Raw genomic sequence first — 21,178 nt, 5'->3', positions numbered from 1 at the left:
ATTTGAAACTAAATCAGTGTTAAGCTTTTTTCCGGAATCAGAATGATTTCTAAAAATGCTTTTCAGCTATCTTCACAAATAAAACAGAATGCAAAAACCGTCCTTAGATCTTCAAATCCTAACCTTGCCGGACAATCCCGGTGTGTATCAGTATTATGATAAAGACGGGAAGATCTTATATGTGGGAAAAGCCAAAAATTTAAAAAAAAGGGTTTCTTCTTACTTCAATAAAATTCATGATACTGCCAAGACAAATGTATTGGTAAAAAAAATTGTGACCATAAAACACATTGTAGTTCCTACCGAAACCGATGCGCTTTTATTAGAAAACAATTTAATCAAAACCCTCCAGCCCCGTTACAATGTATTGCTTCGTGATGATAAAAGTTATCCATGGCTTTGTATTAAAAAAGAACCATTTTCGAGAATATTTTCAACTAGAAGAATGGTCAAAGACGGTTCTGAATATTTTGGACCTTATACAAATTTCAAAACCGTACATACAATACTGGAACTAATCAAGGAATTGTATCCGTTACGAACCTGCAATTATGATTTAAGCAAATCAAACATCGATTCAGGTAAATTCAAAGTTTGCTTAGAATATCATATTGGCAATTGCAAAGGCCCTTGCGAAGGTTTAGAATCTCTGGAAGATTACCAAAGACAAGTTGATGCGATCCGCGAAATCCTAAAAGGGAATTTCAAAGAAAGTATGAAAGATTTTAAACGTCTGATGAATCAATATGCTCAGGATTTACGCTTTGAAGAAGCTCAAAAAATAAAAGAGAAAATCGAAGTTTTGGAAAATTACCAATCGCGATCTACGATTGTAAACCCAAAAATCACCAATATAGATGTTTTCTCTATTGTGTCTGATGAAAGTGCGGCTTACGTTAACTTTCTTCAAATTTCGCACGGATCGATTATTCGTTCACATACTTTAGAAATGAAGAAAAAACTGGACGAAACCGATGAAGAATTATTAGAATTAGCCATTATAGAATTGCGCGAACGTTTTCAGTTACTGTCAAAAGAAATCATTGTTCCTTTTGAAATTGATCTGGGAGAAAATATCAAAACAACCGTTCCGCAACTTGGGGACAAAAAACAGATTCTCGATTTATCGATCAGAAATGCTAAGTTTTACCGAATTGAACAACTAAAACAATTACAAATTGTAGATCCGGACAGACATACCAATCGTATTATGGCGCAAATGCAAAAAGATTTACGATTGCCAACAGAACCAAGACACATAGAATGTTTTGATAACTCGAACATTCAGGGAACAAATCCTGTTGCGGCCTGCGTTGTTTTTAAAGACGGAAAACCAAGCAAAAAAGATTATCGCCATTTTAATGTAAAAACTGTCGAAGGTCCTGACGATTTTGCATCGATGACCGAAATTGTATATCGTCGTTACAAAAGATTATTAGATGAAAACCAGCCTTTACCACAATTAATTATTATTGATGGTGGAAAAGGACAATTATCAGCAGCCTTAAAAAGCATAGACGAATTAGGATTACGTGGTAAAATTGCGATTATTGGAATCGCAAAACGTCTCGAAGAATTATTTTATCCCGGAGATTCAATTCCGTTATACCTCGATAAAAAATCAGAGACTTTAAAAGTAATCCAGCAATTGCGAAATGAAGCGCACCGATTCGGAATCACTTTTCATCGTGATAAACGCAGTAAAGCAGCACTTAATTCTTCTGTAGAGAGCATTCCGGGAATAGGCGAAAAAACAATGCTAACGTTAATACAACATTTCAAAAGTGTTAAAAGATTAAAATTAGCTACCGAAAAAGAAATATCTGATGTCGTAGGAGTATCAAAAGCCAAAAAAATTGTCGACTTTTACAAAACCAATTAGCTATTTTTTATGCGCCTGAAACAGCTGTCCATTTCAAATACTCGGTCAAAAGGATTTTTTTCCAATCCCAAAAAAGGAGCTTCTTGGGTCGCTCTTTTTTGGCAGGAAAAAACAACCTTTTGTCTCTCGCAGTTTTCCATTACCATCTGGGGCGTAGCATCAGTGCTTTTTACATTACTTGTACTTTTTCCTGAAAAATCATTTTCACAGGAAAAAAAAGAAGACAGCATCAAAAGACCTAAAATTGGATTGGTATTAAGTGGCGGCGGTGCAAAAGGATTTGCACATATTGGTGTTTTAAAAGTTCTGGAAGAAGCAGGAATTAAAATCGATTATATTGGCGGAACCAGTATGGGATCTGTTATTGGCGGACTTTATGCTTCTGGTTACAATGCTTCGCAAATCGATTCGATCTTTAAAAAAACCAATTTCGACGAACTCATAAACGATTATATTCCGCGTTCCTCAAAAAATTTTTATGGTAAAAAAAATGACGAATTGTACGCCATTGTTTTACCCTTCAGTAATTTTAGAATTGGTATTCCTGAAGCACTTTCAAAAGGAATGTACAATTACAATTTACTAAGCAGCTTAACAAGAAACGTGCGTCATATTCGCGATTTCAACAAACTGCCAACTCCGTTTTTATGTATTGGAACCAACATCGAAACCGGTGAAGAAGTCTTGCTTAACAAAGGAAATCTTGTTCAGGCGATGATGGCTAGTGCTGCATTTCCTTCATTATTTACTCCTGTAGAAATCGACGGAAATTTATTGGTCGACGGTGGTGTGGTAAACAACTATCCTATAAAAGAAGTTCGCAATATGGGAGCTGATATTATTATTGGGGTTGATGTTCAGGATGATTTAATGAAGCGTAAAAATCTTAAAAACGCTACCCGAATTTTGGTACAGATTACCAATCTGCAATCCATTGATAAAATGAAAAGCAAAATAAAAGATACAGATGTTTATATCAAACCGGACATTCGTGATTATGGCGTTGTTTCATTTGACAAAGGCGAACAAATCATCAGAAAAGGTGAAGAAGCGGCATTTGCTGTCTACGAAAAAATCAAATCTCTCGTAAACGAAGACAATTTTTATAAGAAACCAAAACTAAAAATTATAACAGACACGATAGAAATCAAGAAAATAAACAGTGATCAGTTAGACAATTATACTAAAGAATATATTCGTGGAAAACTTCGTTTTAAACCCGGAAGCACCATAACTTACGATGACCTTAAAACAGGAATCAACAACCTGAATGCGACACAAAACTTTAGCACCATATCCTATTGCCTGCAACCAGACGGAAAACAGGATGATCTTGATTTAGTTCTAAAAGAAAATCCAACACAAACCTTCCTAAAACTAGGATTACATTACGACGGACTTTATAAAAGTGCTGTTCTTTTAAATCTTACGCACAAAAAAACCTTTCTAAAAAATGATGTCACATCGTTAGACATTATATTGGGAGACAATTTTAGATACGATTTAAATTATTATGTCGAAAATGGTTTCAATATCAGCTTTGGTTTCCGTTCAAGATTAAATCAGTTTAACCGAAATGTTACCACCAGCATAAGTAATTTAGCAACACAAAATCCAAATGTAAATTTGATCAATGTCGACTTTTTAGATTTGACCAATCAGGCATACTTTCAAACTATTTTTGTTCAGAAATTTTTAATGGGCGGAGGTCTTGAATACAAATATTTAAAAATAAACTCACCAACACTTACCAATAGCGAAGATATTATTGAGAAAAGTAACTACTTTAGTGTTTTTGGTTATTTAAAATACGATTCGTTCGACAACAAAAGCTTTCCGCGTTCCGGATTGTATTTTTCAGGAGATGTACAAACCTATTTAGCATCATCAAACTACACCAAACAATTTAAGCCTTTCTCGACTGCAAAGGCCGAAATTGCATTTGCGAAAACATTATTCAGAAGAGCTACCGTAAAAATTGGTGCCGATGCCGGATTTAATATTGGCAGCGATAGTGTACCCTTTTTCGATTATATTCTAGGAGGTTATGGTTACAGTAAAATAAACAATTTCAACTATTTCTATGGTTATGATTTCCTGAGTATTGCAGGAAACAGCTTTATCAAAAGCGATATTACTTTAGACTATGAGATCTTCAAAAAGAACCATGTTAACCTTTCTGCCAATTATGCGAATCTTGGCGACGATATATTTTCTACCGTAAACTGGATCTCGATGCCTAAATATTCTGGCTATGCTGTTGGTTACGGACTAGAAACTATTATTGGTCCAATCGAGATAAAACATTCATGGTCTCCGGAAATGTCAAAAAGTTTTACGTGGTTTAGTATAGGATTTATGTTTTAAAATATATTTTTACAAAAATTTTATGTTATAAATAATATAATATGTAATTTTGATCAATAAAAATTACGACATTTGTTATAATGAAAACAGAATGGACAGGTTTATTAGAGTATCTTCAATTCCTCATCAAGAGAAATCCTGAGTGAAGCTATCGAATTGAGATAATTAGTCAATACAAATATTGAGCTGATTATCTGTTCAAACAATTCAAATTTTTCGAATTATCTAATTTACAAATTATCTAATAGAAAAGCCATGCCATTATATCATAAACTTGGAGATTTTCCTCAAAAAAGACACACCCAATTCGAAAAACCTAACGGAGGTTTATACTACGAACAATTATTTGGAACCGAAGGTTTTCACGGACATTCTTCTTTGTCTTATCATGTTCACAGACCAACACAGGTTAAAGAAATTTTAAACTCTTATTCGGTTGAACCAAAAATTGCAATCGGAAAAAATATAAAATCATTACTTTTTAAAGGTTTTGAATTGAAACCGGAAAATGATTTCCTGGATAGCCGCAAAGCTATGTTAGTCAACAAAGACTGCATTATTGGCTTAGCCGCTCCAAAAGAATCACTTCGAAATTATTTTTACAAAAATGCCGACGCAGATGAAATGCTTTTCATCCATAAAGGAAAAGGAAAATTAAGAACTATGTTAGGGAATATTCCTTTTGAATATGGTGATTATTTAATTATTCCGCGTGGCATTATCTACCAAATAGAATTTGAAACAGAAGAAAACCGACTATTTTATGTCGAGTCTTATTCTCCATTTTACACCCCAAAACGTTATAAAAACCAATCCGGTCAGCATTTAGAGCATTCACCATTTTGTGAACGTGACTTTATTTTGCCTGGGGAACTGGAAACACACGATGAAAAAGGTGATTTTTTAATGAAAATTAAAAAAGAAGGCATGATTCACGAAGTGGTTTATGCAACACACCCCTTTGATGTTGTGGGTTGGGATGGATACAATTTTCCATACGGATTTTCAATCCACAATTTTGAACCTATAACGGGTCGCGTACACCAACCGCCGCCAGTACATCAAACTTTCGAAACGGCTACTTTTGTCGTTTGCTCTTTCTGCCCAAGACTTTACGATTATCACCCAAAAGCAATTCCGGCACCATACAATCACAGCAATATAGATTCAGACGAAGTGCTCTATTATGTTGATGGTGATTTTATGAGCCGTAACAATATTGAGCAGGGTCATATCACTTTACACCCAAAAGGAATTCCGCATGGTCCGGCACTAGGCGCAATGGAACGCAGCATTGGTCACAAAGAAACTTTAGAATTAGCCGTTATGGTCGATACTTTCCGCCCACTTATGGTCACGGAAGAAGCTATGGGTCTTGATGATGGACAGTACTATAAATCCTGGTGTGAATAATTAGTCAATGTGCCAATTTGATAATTAGTCAATTTCTTTAATTAGAAAATGTGTCAATTTGGAAATTAGACAATTAAATATTGTAATTTTAAACTTACAAAATAAATTATCTAATTATCAAATTAAAAAAATGACTTTCAACGAAAAATATAAAGACAACGCTCTTTTAATAAAAACATTCAATTTTGCGCTAAATATAATTGATTACACAAATGAACTTCAGGATCAAAAGAAATTTGTAATCGCAAATCAGTTATTAAAAAGCGGGACATCAATTGGAGCAAATTCAAAAGAGTCACAAAACGCAGAAAGCAAAGCAGATTTTATTCATAAACTAAAAATTGCAATTAAAGAAGCAGATGAAACTGAATATTGGTTGTTTTTATGCAATGCACATAAAGCCTATCCAGATTGCAAACATTTATTAAATGAATTATCAGAAATTTTAAAAATTTTAAATAAAATAATATCAACATCTAAGAGGAATTAGAAAATTAGAAAATGTGTCAATTAGAAAATTAATTCAATTAAAACATTTCAAAAAATTATCTCATTTTCTCATTATCAAATTATCTAATTATGAGCAAAGAAGTAAAATCAGTAGAATACGGATTAGAGAAAATATTTGAAGGAGCACAGGATTTCCTTCCATTATTAGGAACAGATTATGTAGAATTTTATGTAGGTAATGCAAAACAATCTGCACATTATTACAAAACTGCTTTCGGATATCAGTCATTGGCTTACGCAGGATTAGAAACCGGAGTAAAAGACAAAGCCTCTTATGTTTTAAAACAAGACAAGATCAGAATTGTTTTGACAACGCCTTTAACAGCAGATTCTCCAATTAACGATCATCTTAAAAAACATGGTGACGGTGTAAAAGTTGCTGCGCTTTGGGTTGAAGATGCAACCAAATCATACGAAGAAACTATGAAACGTGGTGCACGTTCGTTTATGGAACCAACAGTTGAAAAAGACGAATTTGGAGAAGTTGTTCGTTCAGGAATTTACACTTACGGAGAAACCGTTCACATCTTTGTAGAAAGAAAAAACTACAATGGTGTTTTCTTACCAGGTTATAAAGAATGGAAATCGGATTATAATCCGGAACCAACTGGATTAAAATACATTGATCATATGGTTGGAAATGTAGGATGGAATGAAATGAATACCTGGGTAAAATTTTATGAAGACGTTATGGGATTCGTAAATTTCCTTTCTTTTGATGACAAACAAATTACTACAGAATACTCTGCTTTGATGAGTAAAGTAATGTCAAACGGAAACGGTAGAATTAAATTTCCAATCAATGAACCAGCCGAGGGAAAGAAAAAATCTCAAATCGAAGAATATTTAGATTTTTATGGCGGACCTGGAATTCAGCATATCGCTATTGCTACAGATGATATTATTAAAACAGTATCACAGCTAAGAGCACGTGGTGTTGAATTTTTATCAGCTCCTCCACATACCTATTATCAGGCAATTCCCGAAAGATTGGGCGTTCATATGGAGATGATGAAAGAAGACATTAACGAAATTGAAAAACTTGCCATTATGGTTGATGCCGACGAAGATGGTTATTTATTACAGATATTTACTAAACCAGTTCAGGACAGACCAACACTTTTTTTCGAAATTATTCAAAGAATGGGCGCAAAAGGATTCGGTGCAGGTAACTTTAAAGCGCTGTTTGAGTCAATTGAGAGAGAGCAGGAATTGAGAGGAACATTATAAAATCGCATTTTTTTTACATTATGCAGAAAAATTCTCTGTAAAATGATGGTTTTTATGCAAATGTTATGTTAAACTTGCCTTTTGCTATTTATTTTTTGAACTTTCTATCTATCTTTGCACTCGCAAATCAAGAAGGGGTGGTTTCCTTCTGAATTGATATAAATTTCATAATTTATAGTTTTTTGGTTAGTTAATAGCATAAAAACTCAGTCATTCCTTGACTGAGTTTTTTTGTTTTGGTACATTTGGAATAGAATTTGCATTTATTTACCTTTATAATAAAATGTAAAAATTGTACTATGAAAAAATTAGTCCTACTCATATTCATTCTCACGACACTTAGTTTTGACACTCAAAAAGAAGACGCTTTCGATACGGGAGAATACTTCAAATTTAGAATTCATTACGGAATTATAAATGCAGGTTACGCCACACTCGAAGTAAGCGACGCCACAATAAACAACAAAAAGGTGTTTCATGCTGTGGGTAAAGGTTATACAACCGGAATGTCAAAGTTCTTCTTTAAAGTAGAAGATTTGTACGAAAGTTATTTTGACAAACAAACCGGAAGCCCTTATCGTTTTGTTCGAAAAATTGATGAAGGCGGTTACACAAAAAATCAGGAAGGTTTTTTTAACCAAACTGAAAACAGGGTTTTAGTAAAAGACTATAAACGAAAGACGGAAAAAACAATTGTAGTTACAGACGAAGTACAGGATATTGTATCTTCTTTTTATTATTTAAGAAACCATCCCAGTATAGACAAACTAAAACCGGGCGAAGCCATAACAATTGACATGTTTTTTGATGATGAAATCACAAAATTTAAGTTAAAGTATGTAGGCCGTCAGGATATTACAACTAAATTTGGAACCGTTTCTACAATGATCTTTAAACCGCTTGTACAAACCGGTAGAGTTTTCAAAGAAAAAGAAAGCTTAACACTCTGGATAACAGATGACGACAATAAAGTTCCGATTAGAATAAAAGCAGATTTAGCCGTTGGATCACTTAAAGCAGATCTTGATGAATACAAAGGATTAAAAAATCCATTTAAAGTAAAAAAATAATGAATCTTACTGATAATTCAGAATCAATTTTAAAAGAAATTGACCTTAAATTCCAATCTATAAATCAAAAAACTGATGTTCAGTTAGAAGGTTTACTTTGGGCAAAACCAATTACATATTGGGATTATATTCAAACTGATGCTCTTTTAAATTTACAAATACAACGCACAACATTACCCGACGAAATGGTTTTTATCATGTATCATCAGGTAAATGAATTAATTTTTAAAATGATTTTGTGGGAAATAGATCAGATTGCCGACACACAAAACATTCAGGTTGATTTTTTCAGTGAGAGATTATCCAGAATTACACGTTATTTTGATATGCTTACCAACTCGTTTAGCATCATGGAAAACGGAATGGAAGTAGATCAATACATGAAATTCAGAAATACCTTAACACCTGCAAGTGGTTTTCAGAGTGCGCAATACCGATTAATTGAATTTGCTTCGACAGATGTTATCAATCTAACCGATCGCAGATACAAAGCAAACTTTGACGAAAACACTGATTTAGAAACCAGTTTTGAGCATTTATACTGGCAGGCTGCCGGAAAAGATTATCATACAGGCGAGAAATCTTACTTGCTCCAGGAATTCGAAAACAAATACAAAGAACAGTTTTTAAGACAAATGTCTACTTTTAAAACTAAAAATATCTGGCAAAAATTTACCCAACTACCAGAAAAAGACCAACAAAATAATGAGCTAATCCAGGCAATGCGTCACTACGACAAAACAGTGAATATCACTTGGGTAATGCAACATCTTAATACTGCAAGAAAATATATTTTGGAAAGCGGAAAAGGAAATGGAGAAGCTACAGGCGGAAGCGACTGGCAAAAATATATGCATCCAAAATACCAAAGACGCATCTTTTTTCCTAAATTGTGGACCGAAGAAGAATTGTCCAATTGGGGAAATGAAGCAACCGCTTAATTTTCTTAGAAAAATTTAAAAGTTTGAAAAAAGCATTTGTACTTGTAGTACTTTTATTTTCAGTATTTTCATGCAATAAAACAGAAGTAAAAGTAGAAAACAAAATTAGCAAACCTAAAACCAAAAAAGTAGAATTCGGTTTTAATTATGCTGACTTTAATGTCGTAAATGATACTATAAAAAAAGGAGATTCTTTTGGTTCTATTATTCAGGGACAAAATATTGGCAACAAAAAAGTCTATGATATCGTAGAACAAATAAAAGACTCTTTTGATGTACGAACCATTCGATACAACAAACCCTACACTATACTTCGATCAAAAAATAAAACAAATAATTTACAGGTTTTTATTTATCAGCCCAATCCACTTACCTATTATGTAGTCGATTTTAGGGATAGTATTTCAAAAGCATATAAAAAAATAAAACCGGTTACACTGAAACGCAAAATTATTGGAGGCGTTTTAAAAAGTTCGTTATCTGAAACTTTAGGAAACGAAAGTGTAGAAGCGGCACTTGCCAGCAGAATCACAAAAGTATTTTCATGGTCAATTGACTTTTTTAAACTTAAAAAAGGAGACCGTTACGGCTTAATTTTTACAGAACGCTTTATAAACGGAAAAACCTATGACGGTGTCGAAGATCTTGAAGCGGCATTTTTTGAATATAAAGGTAAAATCGTTTACGCTTTTCCGTTTGAAAAAGACACTACTTCCGGAAAAGTAGAATATTATGACGATCAGGGAAAAACACTTAAAAACTTTTTCCTGAAAACACCAATTAAATTTAGCCGGATTACCTCAAGATTTACTGCAAACAGGTTTCACCCTGTTCAACATACCTGGAAAGCCCATAAAGGAACAGATTATGCTGCTCCAACAGGAACACCAATTTCTACCACAGCATCTGGAGTTGTAGAAGCTACCGGATATACTGCAGGAAACGGAAACTTTGTAAAAGTAAAACACAACGGCACCTACTCTACCCAATATTTACACATGTCACGAATTTTAGTTCGTCGCGGGCAACGTGTTACACAAGGACAAACGATTGGATTAGTAGGAAGTACAGGTCTTGCAACCGGACCTCATGTTTGTTACCGTTTCTGGAAAAATGGCGTTCAGGTAGATGCACTTCGACTTAATTTGCCTACCGGAGAATCTCTGACAGGAAATGACAGAACCCGTTTCATGAAACAAATCGAACCTTTGAAAAGAGAACTGGATAGTATTGGCAATTTGTAAATCTCTCAATCAGAAAGAAAAAACATGAAAAATGCACGTCTTAAAGCAATTTATAATGAAACGTTTTCAGGTTTAAAACTATTTTACAGAGATACTGATATACCTGAAAACTTAATTGCAAATTATAAAATTGGGCAGATCATTCAGGAAAAAGGCTTTACAGACATGACTTCTATTGGCGGCGGTTTATCCGGCAACTTAAGATATTTAATTGCCAGCGCACATCCAAAAGACTTATCAAAATTCAATCCTGACTCAGCAAAAATTGGCCACTTTCTTTTAGACACTATTACTTACTTTAAAGTATTAGACATTCAGAAAATTGGAAATAAAACACAGGTTTTTATTTTAAACATTCCCGATAATTCAATTTCGCTTTTCAAAAATTCAACTTCAAATCTGGAAGAAGAAATTACAGAAAAAGCAAGGAAAAAATTCAGTGATAAAGTTAATTTAGCTTTAATTGAAGAATTACAAACTCAGGACTGGAAAAACAGAACAAAATCTCCTCTTGGAATAAACGAGCATGGCGAAATGTTTTTTGATGATTCTAAAATCAAAACAGAATCCTTAAAAAGAATTGAAATCAATATCGCAAAGAAAACTATTGAAGTAAACAAAAAACCGTGGTGGAAGTTCTGGTAAAACTTTGATCTAAAAAACATGTTACAAAATCCTTTCAATTAATGAAAAAGATTTCATTTGTATTCTCATCAATACTCTTAATCGGATGTACTAATCCAAAAGCTTTTATTTTAAATGATACAGAGAAAAACAAATATTATGTTTTAGAATTAGTCAATACTACATTTGAAAAAAATCTAATTGGCAAATCTCCCTTAATCGTGATAAATGAAATTCCTTTTAAATATGATAAAAAACAAGAAACTATTTTATTACCTCTCAAAAAATCCAACATTACAAGTTTAAATTTTTTAAACCAAAACAGTAGTCGTATTATATATAATGAGAAAGAAAATGATGGCGCTATCATAATTACTACTCAGATTGAAAAAAAATAATCACATAAAACGTTTTCGTAACTTATTGTTATATAATTATAAACCGTTATCCTTTTAAAAGTTATTTCAGTATTTTTGTGTTTCTAAAAAACGAATTTTCAATAAAAACACAAATGGCTTTAAACACAACAAACCCAACCGGGACTGAAGCGTGGAAAAATCTGCAAAATCACTATAACGCAATTCACGAAACTACCATACAGCAATTATTTCAACAAGACAATGCGCGTGCTGGAAAATTCAACCTGCAGTGGAATGATTTTTTAGTTGACTATTCTAAAAACAATATCAGCCAGGAAACTATTTCTCTTTTATTAGAATTGGCTAATTCAATTGGACTTAAAGATGCAATTGCTCAATATTTTGGAGGAGACATTATTAATCAAACAGAAAACAGAGCCGTTTTACATACTGCATTACGTGCTCCGGAATCGGCAGTTATTAAAGTTGATGGCGAAAATGTAATTCCTGAAGTTTATGAAGTAAAAAACAAAATCAAAAACTTTACAAACGAAGTTATTTCCGGAGAAAGAAAAGGTTTTACAGGAAAAGCTTTTACTGATATTGTAAATATTGGTATTGGAGGCTCTGACCTTGGTCCTGTTATGGCAGTTGAAGCTTTACAATTTTACAAAAATCACCTTAATACACATTTTGTTTCAAATGTTGACGGGGATCACGTAAATGAGATAATTAAAAAACTGAATCCTGAGACAACATTGTTTTTAATTGTTTCTAAAACTTTTACAACTCAGGAAACTTTATCCAATTCTGAAACGATAAGAGAATGGTTTTTAAAATCAGCTTCACAGGAAGATGTTGCAAAACATTTCGTGGCGGTTTCAACTAACATTCAAAAAGTAACAGAATTCGGAATTAACCCAGACAACGTTTTCCCGATGTGGGATTGGGTTGGCGGAAGATTCTCTTTATGGAGCGCCGTTGGCTTAAGTATTGCATTGGCAATTGGCTATGACAATTACAATGATTTACTAGTTGGTGCAAATGAAATGGACGAGCACTTTAAAACTACTGAATTCGACGAAAACATTCCGGTAATTTTAGCTTTGTTAAGCGTTTGGTACAATAATTTCTTTGGTGCCGAAAGTGAAGCTTTGATTCCATACACACAATATTTGTCAAAATTAGCCCCTTATTTACAACAGGCAACGATGGAAAGTAACGGAAAAAGCGTTGGTCGTGACGGGAAACCGGTTAACTACCAAACCGGAACTATTATTTGGGGGGAACCGGGAACAAATTCTCAACATGCTTTTTTTCAGTTAATTCATCAGGGCACAAAATTAATTCCAACAGATTTTATTGGATTTGTAAAACCATTATATGGTAACGAAGATCACCATGATAAATTAATGTCTAACTTTTTTGCTCAGACAGAAGCTTTATTAAACGGAAAAACAGCAACTCAGGTTCAGACTGAATTTGACAAACAAGGCCTTGCTTCAGAAAAAGCATCTTACTTGTTACCTTTTAAAGTTTTTACCGGGAATAAACCAACCAACACCATTTTAATTCAAAAACTGACTCCAAAAAGCTTAGGATCTTTGATCGCTTTATACGAACACAAAATTTTTGTTCAGGGTGTAATCTGGAATATTTTTAGCTTTGATCAATGGGGAGTTGAACTTGGAAAACAGTTAGCAAACTCTATTTTAGATGAAATTAACACCAAAACTGTAAAAAATCACGACAGCTCGACTTCATTTTTGTTAAATCATTTTTTGAAAAACAAATAGAACTATAGTTTTAAACAAAATATAACTAACTGAAACGCCTTAATTTAATAAAAATTAAGGCGTTTTTTCGTATAAAATACCCAGAAAAACACCTTAAAGCACTGATTCTTGCAAGTTTAGCACTACAAGACAGTTTAAATCTTTACGATTTTAACAATATATAGCCACAATAATTCAAAAAAACATCATTTTATCTAATGAAAAAAGAAAAAATCATTTTAATGCGCAATGGATTATATAAAACTTATTTTTCTTAACATTTTGATAACACTATCTGATTTAATTGTTATAATTTTGCCAAAAACAATAAACTAATAACAAATGAAGACAATGAAAAATTGGTTACTTACTGGACTATTGTTCATGATAGTTTCAACCGCATTTTCTCAAGGAAAAATTACAGGTATGATTACCGACGGTAGTGGTTCATTACCTGGAGCAAACGTAGCCATCAAAGGTTCTACTGTTGCTACTTCTACAGATTTTGACGGTAAATTTACTCTTAATGCAACGACAAGTACAGGAGAAATCGTTATTTCTTTTTTAGGTTACGAAAATTTAACTTTGAAATTTTCAGTTTCAAACGGTGGGACTACTAATTTAGGGACAATCGTTTTGACTTCTAATTCTAACGAATTAAGCGAAATTGTTGTAAAAAGTAGCATCGTTGACATTGCAAAGGACAGAAAAACTCCTGTAGCAGTATCTACAATTAAAGCTGCTGAAATTCAGGAAAAATTAGGAACTCAGGAATTTCCGGAGATCTTAAGAAACACTCCATCTGTTTATGTAACTAAATCTGGTGGTGGTTTTGGAGATTCAAGAATTAATATTCGTGGTTTCAACCAAAACAACATTGCTGTTATGATTAATGGTATGCCAGTGAACGATATGGAAAATGGTTCTGTATACTGGAGTAACTGGGCTGGTTTATCAGATGTAACTTCTGCAATGCAGGTTCAAAGAGGTTTAGGTTCTTCTAAACTTTCAACTCCTTCTGTTGGAGGAACAATTAACATTGTTACTAAAGCTTCTGACAGAAAAGAAGGCGGATCTTTCTCTTCTGGTTTCGGAAATGGTAGAAACTTCAAAATTCAGGGTTCATACAATACTGGAAAATTAGACAACGGTCTTTCTGCTTCTGTTTTGTTATCTCAAACAATGGGAGATGGATATATCAACGGAACTCAATTTGAAGGATCTAACTATTATGTTGCTTTAGGATATGGTAACAAAAGTGGAAAACATGATTTCCAACTTACAGTAACTGGTGCTCCACAATGGCACAACCAAAGATCTACAGTTTCTACAATTGCTACTTACCAAAAATATGGTACTCTTGATAAACCAAACATTAGATACAATGCAGATGCTGGATATTTAAATGGTGAAGAATACAACATCAGAAAAAACTATTACCATAAACCTGTTGCATCTTTCAACTGGGATTATAAAATCAACGAAACTACAAAACTTTCTTCTGTTCTTTATGCTTCTATGGGACGTGGTGCTGGTGCTGGTGCAACTGGTGGAATCAGAGGAAAAGTTTACAGTGACTTAACAGCTTTCAGAACAGCTGACGGATTAGTTGACTATGACTTAATTGCAGCTTACAACTCTGGAAAACCTGTTTACATCAATGGTTTTACAGGATTACAAACAAGAGCTAAAGTAGGTGGTGTTTACCAAAATACTAGCTCAACAGGTTCTAATGCAGCAACTGGTGCAAGCACAGGAACTTCAGGAATCTCACAAACTTCTTCAATCAACTCACATGACTGGTTTGGAGCTGTAATCAACCTTAACAAAAAATTATCTAATACTTTAACTTTAGATTTTGGTTTTGACGGAAGAACTTATACAGGATACCACTTTACAGTTGTAAATGATTTATTAGGTGCAGATGAGTATTTTGATACTACTAAGAAAAGCGACCCTGCAAGACACATTACATCAACTTACCCAACAGATGTTCAGTGGAATGTTTTTGACAAGAAAAACTACGAAAAAATTTCTTTCAACAGTACTGGAAAAGTTACATGGTTAGGAGCATTTACTCAATTAGAGTACTCTAAAGACAACCTAACTGCATTTGTACAGGGAGCAATTTCTCAACAAGGATTTAAAAGAGAAGATGACTTTGTTTACTTACCAACAGATCCATTATCTTCAACATCTTACAAAAACATCTTAGGTGGAAATGCAAAAGGTGGTGCTAACTACAACATTAACGAAAAGAATAATGTTTATGTAAATGCTGGTTACTACTCAAGACAACCATTCTTTAACTCAGTATATCCAAACAACAGATCTACTGTTAACCCTAACCTTACTAACGAAAAAATTATTGGTTTCGAAGCTGGTTACGGATTCCGTTCAAGATTCTTTAACGCTACTGTAAACGTTTACAATACAACTTGGAATGACCGATACTTAAAAGGTAATGCTCTTCCAACTTCAGCAACTATTCCTGCAAACTCAACTTATACTGAATATGTTGGTTTAAATGAGGTTCACTCTGGAATTGAATTTGAAGGATATTCAAATATTACTGACAGATTAAAAGTTACAGGTATGTTCTCTTACGGTATCTGGGAATACAAAGGAAACGCTACTGTAAATGCATACTGGCAAGCAGACAATACTCCAGTTCCTGGATATACAGCTGCTACAGTTTACATGGACAAAGTAAAAGTAGGTGATGCTGCTCAAATGACTGCTTCTTTGGGAGCTTCTTATGAAGTAGTTACAAGAGTTACAGTTGACGCTAACTATAACTTCAACGATCATTTATATGCTGGAATTAGCCCAAATAACTTTACAAACCCTGTAAACAAAGGTTCATTAGAATTACCTTCTTACGGATTAATGGATGCTGGTTTCTCATACAAAATGTTAACTGGTAAAAACAAAGACAAATCTGTAAACTTCAGATTAAACGTAAACAACGTTTTTGACAGAATTTATATCGCTGAGTCTAGAACAAATACTTTTGCTGATGATTTCATTTCTGGTACTTCTGGACCAACTTACCAATCAGCTGGACAAGTTTACAAAGGAGTTGCAACAAGCAACCAGGTATTCTTCGGATTTGGTAGAACTTGGAACTTCACATTACGTTACGATTTCTAATATTTAGAATCTAAATAAATACCAAAAACGGCATTGACTTTTAGTCTGATGCCGTTTTTTTTATACCCTTTTTTGTTATATTTGTTTCAACAAAAAATCTAATTTATGTACTATTTTTTACAAAAGTTCCACTCAGGATGGGCTTATTTAGCTTTATTACTTTTATTGGTTGCCGTTGTAAATGCTATTATTGGCTTTACTTCTAAAAAAGATTTCACAGCTAAAGACCGCAAGATTGCCTTATTTGCCTTAATTGGAACCCACACTCAATTATTAATCGGAATACTGTTGTATTTTGTATCACCATTTGGAAAAGCAGCTTTTGGACAAATGTCTAATGCTGAACTACGATTAACTTCATTAGAACACCCGCTAATCAATCTAATAGCTATTACCCTAATTACTATTGGATGGTCTAAACATAAAAAATTAATTAATAGCGAAGCAAAATTTAAAACATTTGCTATCTATTACGGATTAGGATTACTACTTATATTTAGTAGAATTCCATGGAACCTATGGTTCTAAAAATACCAATTAAAGCCCTAAAACAATAGGGCTTTTTTTATCTCGGCATATTATTTGTACAAACTCCCCAAGTCTGAAAGAAAATAAAACATGAGAAATAAAAAACATATTATACTCACTACAATTGCTATAACTTTTTTAAGCTGTTATACTTATATCATAAGTCAAACAAAACCTGCTACAGAACCTAAAATCATTCAGGATACTGTAAAAACAATTAAACCAAATTTAATTGCTCTGCCAACTGATTCTGTTTTTACGGATAAGGGTTTAAAATTAAAACCATACAAGAAAAATGCACATGCCTCCTATTATGCTGACCGTTTTAATGGAAAAAGAACAGCAAACGGAAGCAGATTTAGCAATAGCAGCTATACCGCAGCACACAAAAAACTTCCGTTTGGAACCCGAATAAAGGTAACAAACGAAGCTAACGGAAAATTTGTCATCGTAAAAGTTACGGATCGTGGCCCGTTTGTTAAAACAAGAGAGCTTGATTTGTCAAAAAGAGCTTTTATGGAGATCACTAAAAACAAAGGAAGTGGCGCTATGAAAGTCACCATTGAAACAATAGTAGAATAAAAAAATCCCGCAATTGCGGGATTTACTTTTTAAACAAACTTTCTGATGCTCATTACAATTCCGGTATGAATGCCTTCATGATAATTATTAAAATCCAGCGCTCCGCTTATATTTTTAAGCGTAAAACCTAAACTGGTGGTATATTCATTATAATCAACAAAAATATTATTAGTAAAGTCTTTTTCTGTTTGCTCTAAAGTCGTCAATAAAAGAGACCTTATTTCGTCAACCTCAACTTGAGAAACATCCCCCTCTGGTTTGGTTCCTTTTCTGTATTTTGCAATAAACTCTTCAGAAACCATTGTTGGCAAACCTGACAATTTATAAATCAAAACCTGTTGAGACGAAATGCAATGCGCAATATTCCAAATTAGATTATTACTGAATCCCTGTGGAATTTTATTTAGTTGTTCTAATGAATGATTGTCCAAAATCTTTAAAAAAATTTCTCTAATCGTTTTCTGTACTTCAAAAACTGAATTCATAATTTTATTTTTTTTCTAAAATTAGGCATTTTTCAGATTTAAATGAATTTTCTTTGTAGTCTCTTAAATTAAAAACAATGAACAAAATATACTACTTAGCTTCTTGCGATACATGTCGAAAAATCATCAAGAGTTTACCTGAAAACAACCTTGTCTTTCATGATATCAAACAAAACCCAATTACTGAAGCAGAATTGGAAGAAATGTATCAGTTATCTGGCAGTTACGAAGCTTTATTCAGCAAAAAAGCACAATTATACAAGTCAATGGATTTAAAAAACAAATCTTTGACCGAAGCTGATTTTAAAAAATACATTTTAGAACATTATACTTTTTTAAGTCGTCCGGTTTTTATTATTGATGGCCAGATTTATATTGGCAACAGTCAACAAAATATTTTGAAAGTTATGAAAGCTTTAGAACAATAACATAAGTTCTAAAGAGTTCTGGTTTGCGTTAGGGATAGAAGCGGAAATCCTTTTTTTGAGCTTTTTCTGCTCAAAAAAAGATTGGGAGCGGATAGCCCGACCGAAGGGAACGCCCAAAATAACTAAAATTTTGGCACTAAAAAACTAGAAACTGTCACTGTGAATTTTTTAGTATCTTTGCGCCTTTATACTCAATTATATGATACAGTCTATGACAGGGTTTGGCAAAGCTTCTTTGCAATTGCCTACAAAAAAAATTACCGTTGAAGTAAAATCCTTAAATAGTAAAGGTTTAGATTTAAACGTAAGAATGCCGTCGCTTTATCGCGAAATGGAATTAGGTTTACGAACACTGATCTCTACTAAACTGGAAAGAGGAAAAATTGATTTCGGGATTTACATCGAAAGCACCTCTGAGCAAACTTCAACAAAAGTAAATGTACCTGTCGTAAAAAACTACATTGCCCAATTAAAAGAAGTGTATCCTGATGCAGATGAAACTGAGTTAATGAAAATGGCTGTTCGTATGCCGGATACTTTAAAAACGGAACGTGAAGAAATTGACGAAAACGATTGGGATCAAATCCAGGTTATCACCGATGAAGCTTTACAAAATATCTTAACTTTTAGAAAAGACGAAGGTGAATCTCTTGAAAAAGAATTCAATCTTAGAATTGGAAATATCCGCCAATATATGAATGATGCTTTGGCTCTTGATCCGGAACGCATTCAGGCTATCAAAGATCGTTTGCAAACTGCAATCTCTGAATTACAGGTTAATGTGGATGAAAATCGTTTTGAACAGGAATTGATTTATTATTTAGAAAAACTGGATATAACAGAAGAGAAAGTTCGTTTAACCAATCATTTAGATTATTTTCTGGAAACCATAAAAGGTACTGAAGCTAATGGCCGTAAATTGGGTTTTATTACTCAGGAAATGGGTCGTGAAATCAATACTATGGGTTCAAAATCGAATCATGCACAAATGCAGAAGCTTGTTGTGATGATGAAAGATGAATTGGAAAAAATCAAGGAACAGGTTTTGAATGTATTGTAACCGCTATAATTAATAAGCAAAATATAGACACAAAATGAAAGCTTAAGGCGTACTGCCTAAAGCCTAAAGCATATATAATGAACAAAGGAAAATTAATTGTTTTCTCAGCACCTTCGGGATCAGGAAAAACAACTATAGTAAAGCATTTACTAGGGAAAGAAGATTTAAACTTAGAATTTTCGATCTCGGCAGCTTCTCGCGACCCACGCGGAGAAGAAGAACACGGAAAAGATTATTATTTCATTTCGCTGGAGCAATTTAAAAAGCACATTAAAGCCGAAGAATTCTTAGAATGGGAAGAAGTGTACCGCGATAACTTTTACGGGACTTTAAAAGCCGAAATTGAAAGAATCTGGGCCATGGGGAAAAATGTTATTTTTGATATTGATGTTGCCGGAGGATTACGTATTAAACACAAATTTCCAGAACAAACTTTAGCCGTTTTTGTAAAACCACCAAGTGTTGACGAATTAAAACGCCGACTAAAACAACGTTCTACAGAAAGCGATGACAAAATCAACATGCGTATTGCAAAAGCTTCTGTCGAGCTGGCAACTGCGCCTCAATTTGATACTATCATTAAAAACTACGATTTAGATACGGCTAAGGAAGAAGCATATCAATTGGTAAAAGAATTCATTAATAAGTAATTTTATTACACGAAGATTCACAAAGCAAAAACGCAAAGATTCACAAAGTGCTTTTAAAACTTTGTGAATCTTTGTGGTATCTTAGCGAATCTCTGTGAAACTCTAAAAAATGAAAATAGGTCTTTACTTCGGAACATATAATCCCATTCATGTTGGGCATTTGATCATTGCCAATCATATGGCCGAGTTTGCAGATTTAGATCAGATTTGGATGGTGGTTACGCCTCATAATCCTCTAAAAAAGAAAGCGACTTTATTAGACGATCATCATCGTTTGCAAATGGTTTATCTGGCAACAGAAGAATATCCGAAAATCAAGCCCTCTGATATTGAGTTTAAATTACCTCAGCCTAACTATACGGTTATTACTTTAGCACATTTACAGGAAAAATATCCTAATCATGAATTCTCTTTGATTATGGGCGAAGACAATCTGAAAACACTTCATAAATGGAGAAACTATGAAGTAATTCTCGAAAACCATGATATTTATGTGTATCCAAGAATTTCGGACGAACCCGAAAATGTGGAATTAAAATCACATCCAAAAATTCATGTCATTGATGCACCGATTGTAGAGATTTCTTCGACTTTTATTCGAAACAGTATTAAAGAAGGCAAGAACATCCATCCTTTATTACCGCCAAAAGTTTGGGAATATATTGATCATAATAATTTTTATAAGAAATAGAATAAAGAATTACACCCAATATTGTCATTTCGACGAAGGAGAAATCTTCGTTAGAAATTCTACAAAGATTGGCGATTTACTGTATGGAGTTACTTGCGAAGATTCCTCCTTCGTCGGAATGACAAATAGAACGCAAAAAACTCAAATCACAAAAAAGCCTGAACTTACATTCAGGCTTTCGTTTTT

The 21,178-nt window shown here is 33.4% G+C and carries 19 protein-coding genes; 18 read left to right on the top strand and 1 reads right to left on the bottom strand.

The features are described from left to right. Window positions 1–88: 88 nt before the first annotated feature. The 14 genes from uvrC to A4F88_RS07905 all read left to right on the top strand — a co-directional run bounded on the left by uvrC (window position 89) and on the right by A4F88_RS07905 (window position 17,678). A complete protein-coding gene (gene uvrC / locus A4F88_RS07970) occupies window positions 89–1,882 on the top strand; it encodes an excinuclease ABC subunit UvrC (protein ID WP_068842037.1) in 1,794 nt (597 codons plus the stop codon). A gap of 9 nt (window positions 1,883–1,891) precedes the next feature. Further along, window positions 1,892–4,249: a patatin-like phospholipase family protein gene (locus A4F88_RS07965; protein WP_068842036.1), complete on the top strand. Its 2,358-nt coding sequence runs from the start codon at window positions 1,892–1,894 to the stop codon at window positions 4,247–4,249. A 255-nt stretch (window positions 4,250–4,504) separates the two neighbouring features. Next, window positions 4,505–5,662: a homogentisate 1,2-dioxygenase gene (locus A4F88_RS07960; protein ID WP_068842035.1), complete on the top strand. Its 1,158-nt coding sequence runs from the start codon at window positions 4,505–4,507 to the stop codon at window positions 5,660–5,662. A gap of 58 nt (window positions 5,663–5,720) precedes the next feature. Next, window positions 5,721–6,152 (top strand): four helix bundle protein, encoded by a 432-nt coding sequence (locus A4F88_RS07955; protein WP_317041607.1) that lies wholly within the window; start codon window positions 5,721–5,723, stop codon window positions 6,150–6,152. Between the two features lie 89 nt (window positions 6,153–6,241). Beyond that, a complete protein-coding gene (gene hppD / locus A4F88_RS07950; protein ID WP_068842034.1) occupies window positions 6,242–7,402 on the top strand; it encodes a 4-hydroxyphenylpyruvate dioxygenase in 1,161 nt (386 codons plus the stop codon). 299 nt (window positions 7,403–7,701) lie between these two features. After that, window positions 7,702–8,472 (top strand): DUF3108 domain-containing protein, encoded by a 771-nt coding sequence (locus tag A4F88_RS07945; protein WP_068842033.1) that lies wholly within the window; start codon window positions 7,702–7,704, stop codon window positions 8,470–8,472. After that, entirely contained in the window at window positions 8,472–9,413 is a 942-nt protein-coding gene (locus A4F88_RS07940) for a tryptophan 2,3-dioxygenase family protein (RefSeq protein ID WP_068842032.1), read from the top strand. Before A4F88_RS07945 ends, A4F88_RS07940 begins: the two co-directional genes overlap by 1 nt. A 23-nt stretch (window positions 9,414–9,436) precedes the next feature. Then, the gene (locus A4F88_RS07935; protein ID WP_068842031.1) at window positions 9,437–10,657 is read left to right on the top strand and encodes a M23 family metallopeptidase; all 1,221 of its coding nucleotides are present in this window, start codon (window positions 9,437–9,439) and stop codon (window positions 10,655–10,657) included. 24 nt (window positions 10,658–10,681) lie between these two features. Beyond that, window positions 10,682–11,302 (top strand): hypothetical protein, encoded by a 621-nt coding sequence (locus A4F88_RS07930; protein WP_068842030.1) that lies wholly within the window; start codon window positions 10,682–10,684, stop codon window positions 11,300–11,302. Between the two features lie 41 nt (window positions 11,303–11,343). Then, the gene (locus A4F88_RS07925; protein WP_068842029.1) at window positions 11,344–11,679 is read left to right on the top strand and encodes a hypothetical protein; all 336 of its coding nucleotides are present in this window, start codon (window positions 11,344–11,346) and stop codon (window positions 11,677–11,679) included. Between the two features lie 113 nt (window positions 11,680–11,792). Next, entirely contained in the window at window positions 11,793–13,436 is a 1,644-nt protein-coding gene (pgi, locus tag A4F88_RS07920; protein WP_068842028.1) for a glucose-6-phosphate isomerase, read from the top strand. A gap of 321 nt (window positions 13,437–13,757) precedes the next feature. Continuing rightward, window positions 13,758–16,568, top strand: a complete 2,811-nt coding sequence (locus A4F88_RS07915) for a TonB-dependent receptor (protein ID WP_068842027.1) — start codon at window positions 13,758–13,760, stop codon at window positions 16,566–16,568. A gap of 105 nt (window positions 16,569–16,673) precedes the next feature. Next, on the top strand, window positions 16,674–17,096 hold the full coding sequence (locus A4F88_RS07910; protein WP_068842026.1) for a hypothetical protein: 423 nt from the start codon (window positions 16,674–16,676) through the stop codon (window positions 17,094–17,096). A 90-nt stretch (window positions 17,097–17,186) separates the two neighbouring features. Continuing rightward, window positions 17,187–17,678, top strand: coding sequence for a septal ring lytic transglycosylase RlpA family protein (locus A4F88_RS07905; protein WP_068842025.1), 492 nt, complete (start codon window positions 17,187–17,189; stop codon window positions 17,676–17,678). Window positions 17,679–17,707: 29 nt separating this feature from the next. Here the strand turns inward: A4F88_RS07905 and A4F88_RS07900 are convergent, their stop codons facing one another. Then, the gene (locus A4F88_RS07900; RefSeq protein ID WP_068842024.1) at window positions 17,708–18,163 is read right to left on the bottom strand and encodes a DinB family protein; all 456 of its coding nucleotides are present in this window, start codon (window positions 18,161–18,163) and stop codon (window positions 17,708–17,710) included. A 77-nt stretch (window positions 18,164–18,240) separates the two neighbouring features. On the opposite strand from A4F88_RS07900, the gene A4F88_RS07895 reads away from it, so the two are divergent. The 4 genes from A4F88_RS07895 to nadD all read left to right on the top strand — a co-directional run bounded on the left by A4F88_RS07895 (window position 18,241) and on the right by nadD (window position 20,992). Continuing rightward, window positions 18,241–18,591, top strand: a complete 351-nt coding sequence (locus tag A4F88_RS07895; RefSeq protein ID WP_068842023.1) for an arsenate reductase family protein — start codon at window positions 18,241–18,243, stop codon at window positions 18,589–18,591. Between the two features lie 199 nt (window positions 18,592–18,790). Then, complete coding sequence (locus A4F88_RS07890; protein WP_068842022.1) at window positions 18,791–19,651, top strand: YicC/YloC family endoribonuclease; 861 nt, start codon at window positions 18,791–18,793, stop codon at window positions 19,649–19,651. A 77-nt stretch (window positions 19,652–19,728) separates the two neighbouring features. Continuing rightward, a complete protein-coding gene (gene gmk, locus A4F88_RS07885; RefSeq protein WP_068842021.1) occupies window positions 19,729–20,301 on the top strand; it encodes a guanylate kinase in 573 nt (190 codons plus the stop codon). A 109-nt stretch (window positions 20,302–20,410) separates the two neighbouring features. After that, entirely contained in the window at window positions 20,411–20,992 is a 582-nt protein-coding gene (nadD, locus tag A4F88_RS07880) for a nicotinate (nicotinamide) nucleotide adenylyltransferase (RefSeq protein WP_068842020.1), read from the top strand. Window positions 20,993–21,178 lie beyond the last annotated feature (186 nt).

It is taken from the genome of Flavobacterium chilense (genome assembly GCF_001602525.1).
In the GTDB taxonomy this organism is placed as follows: Bacteria; Bacteroidota; Bacteroidia; order Flavobacteriales; family Flavobacteriaceae; genus Flavobacterium; species Flavobacterium chilense.
This window is presented reverse-complemented; position numbering and strand designations above follow the sequence as displayed.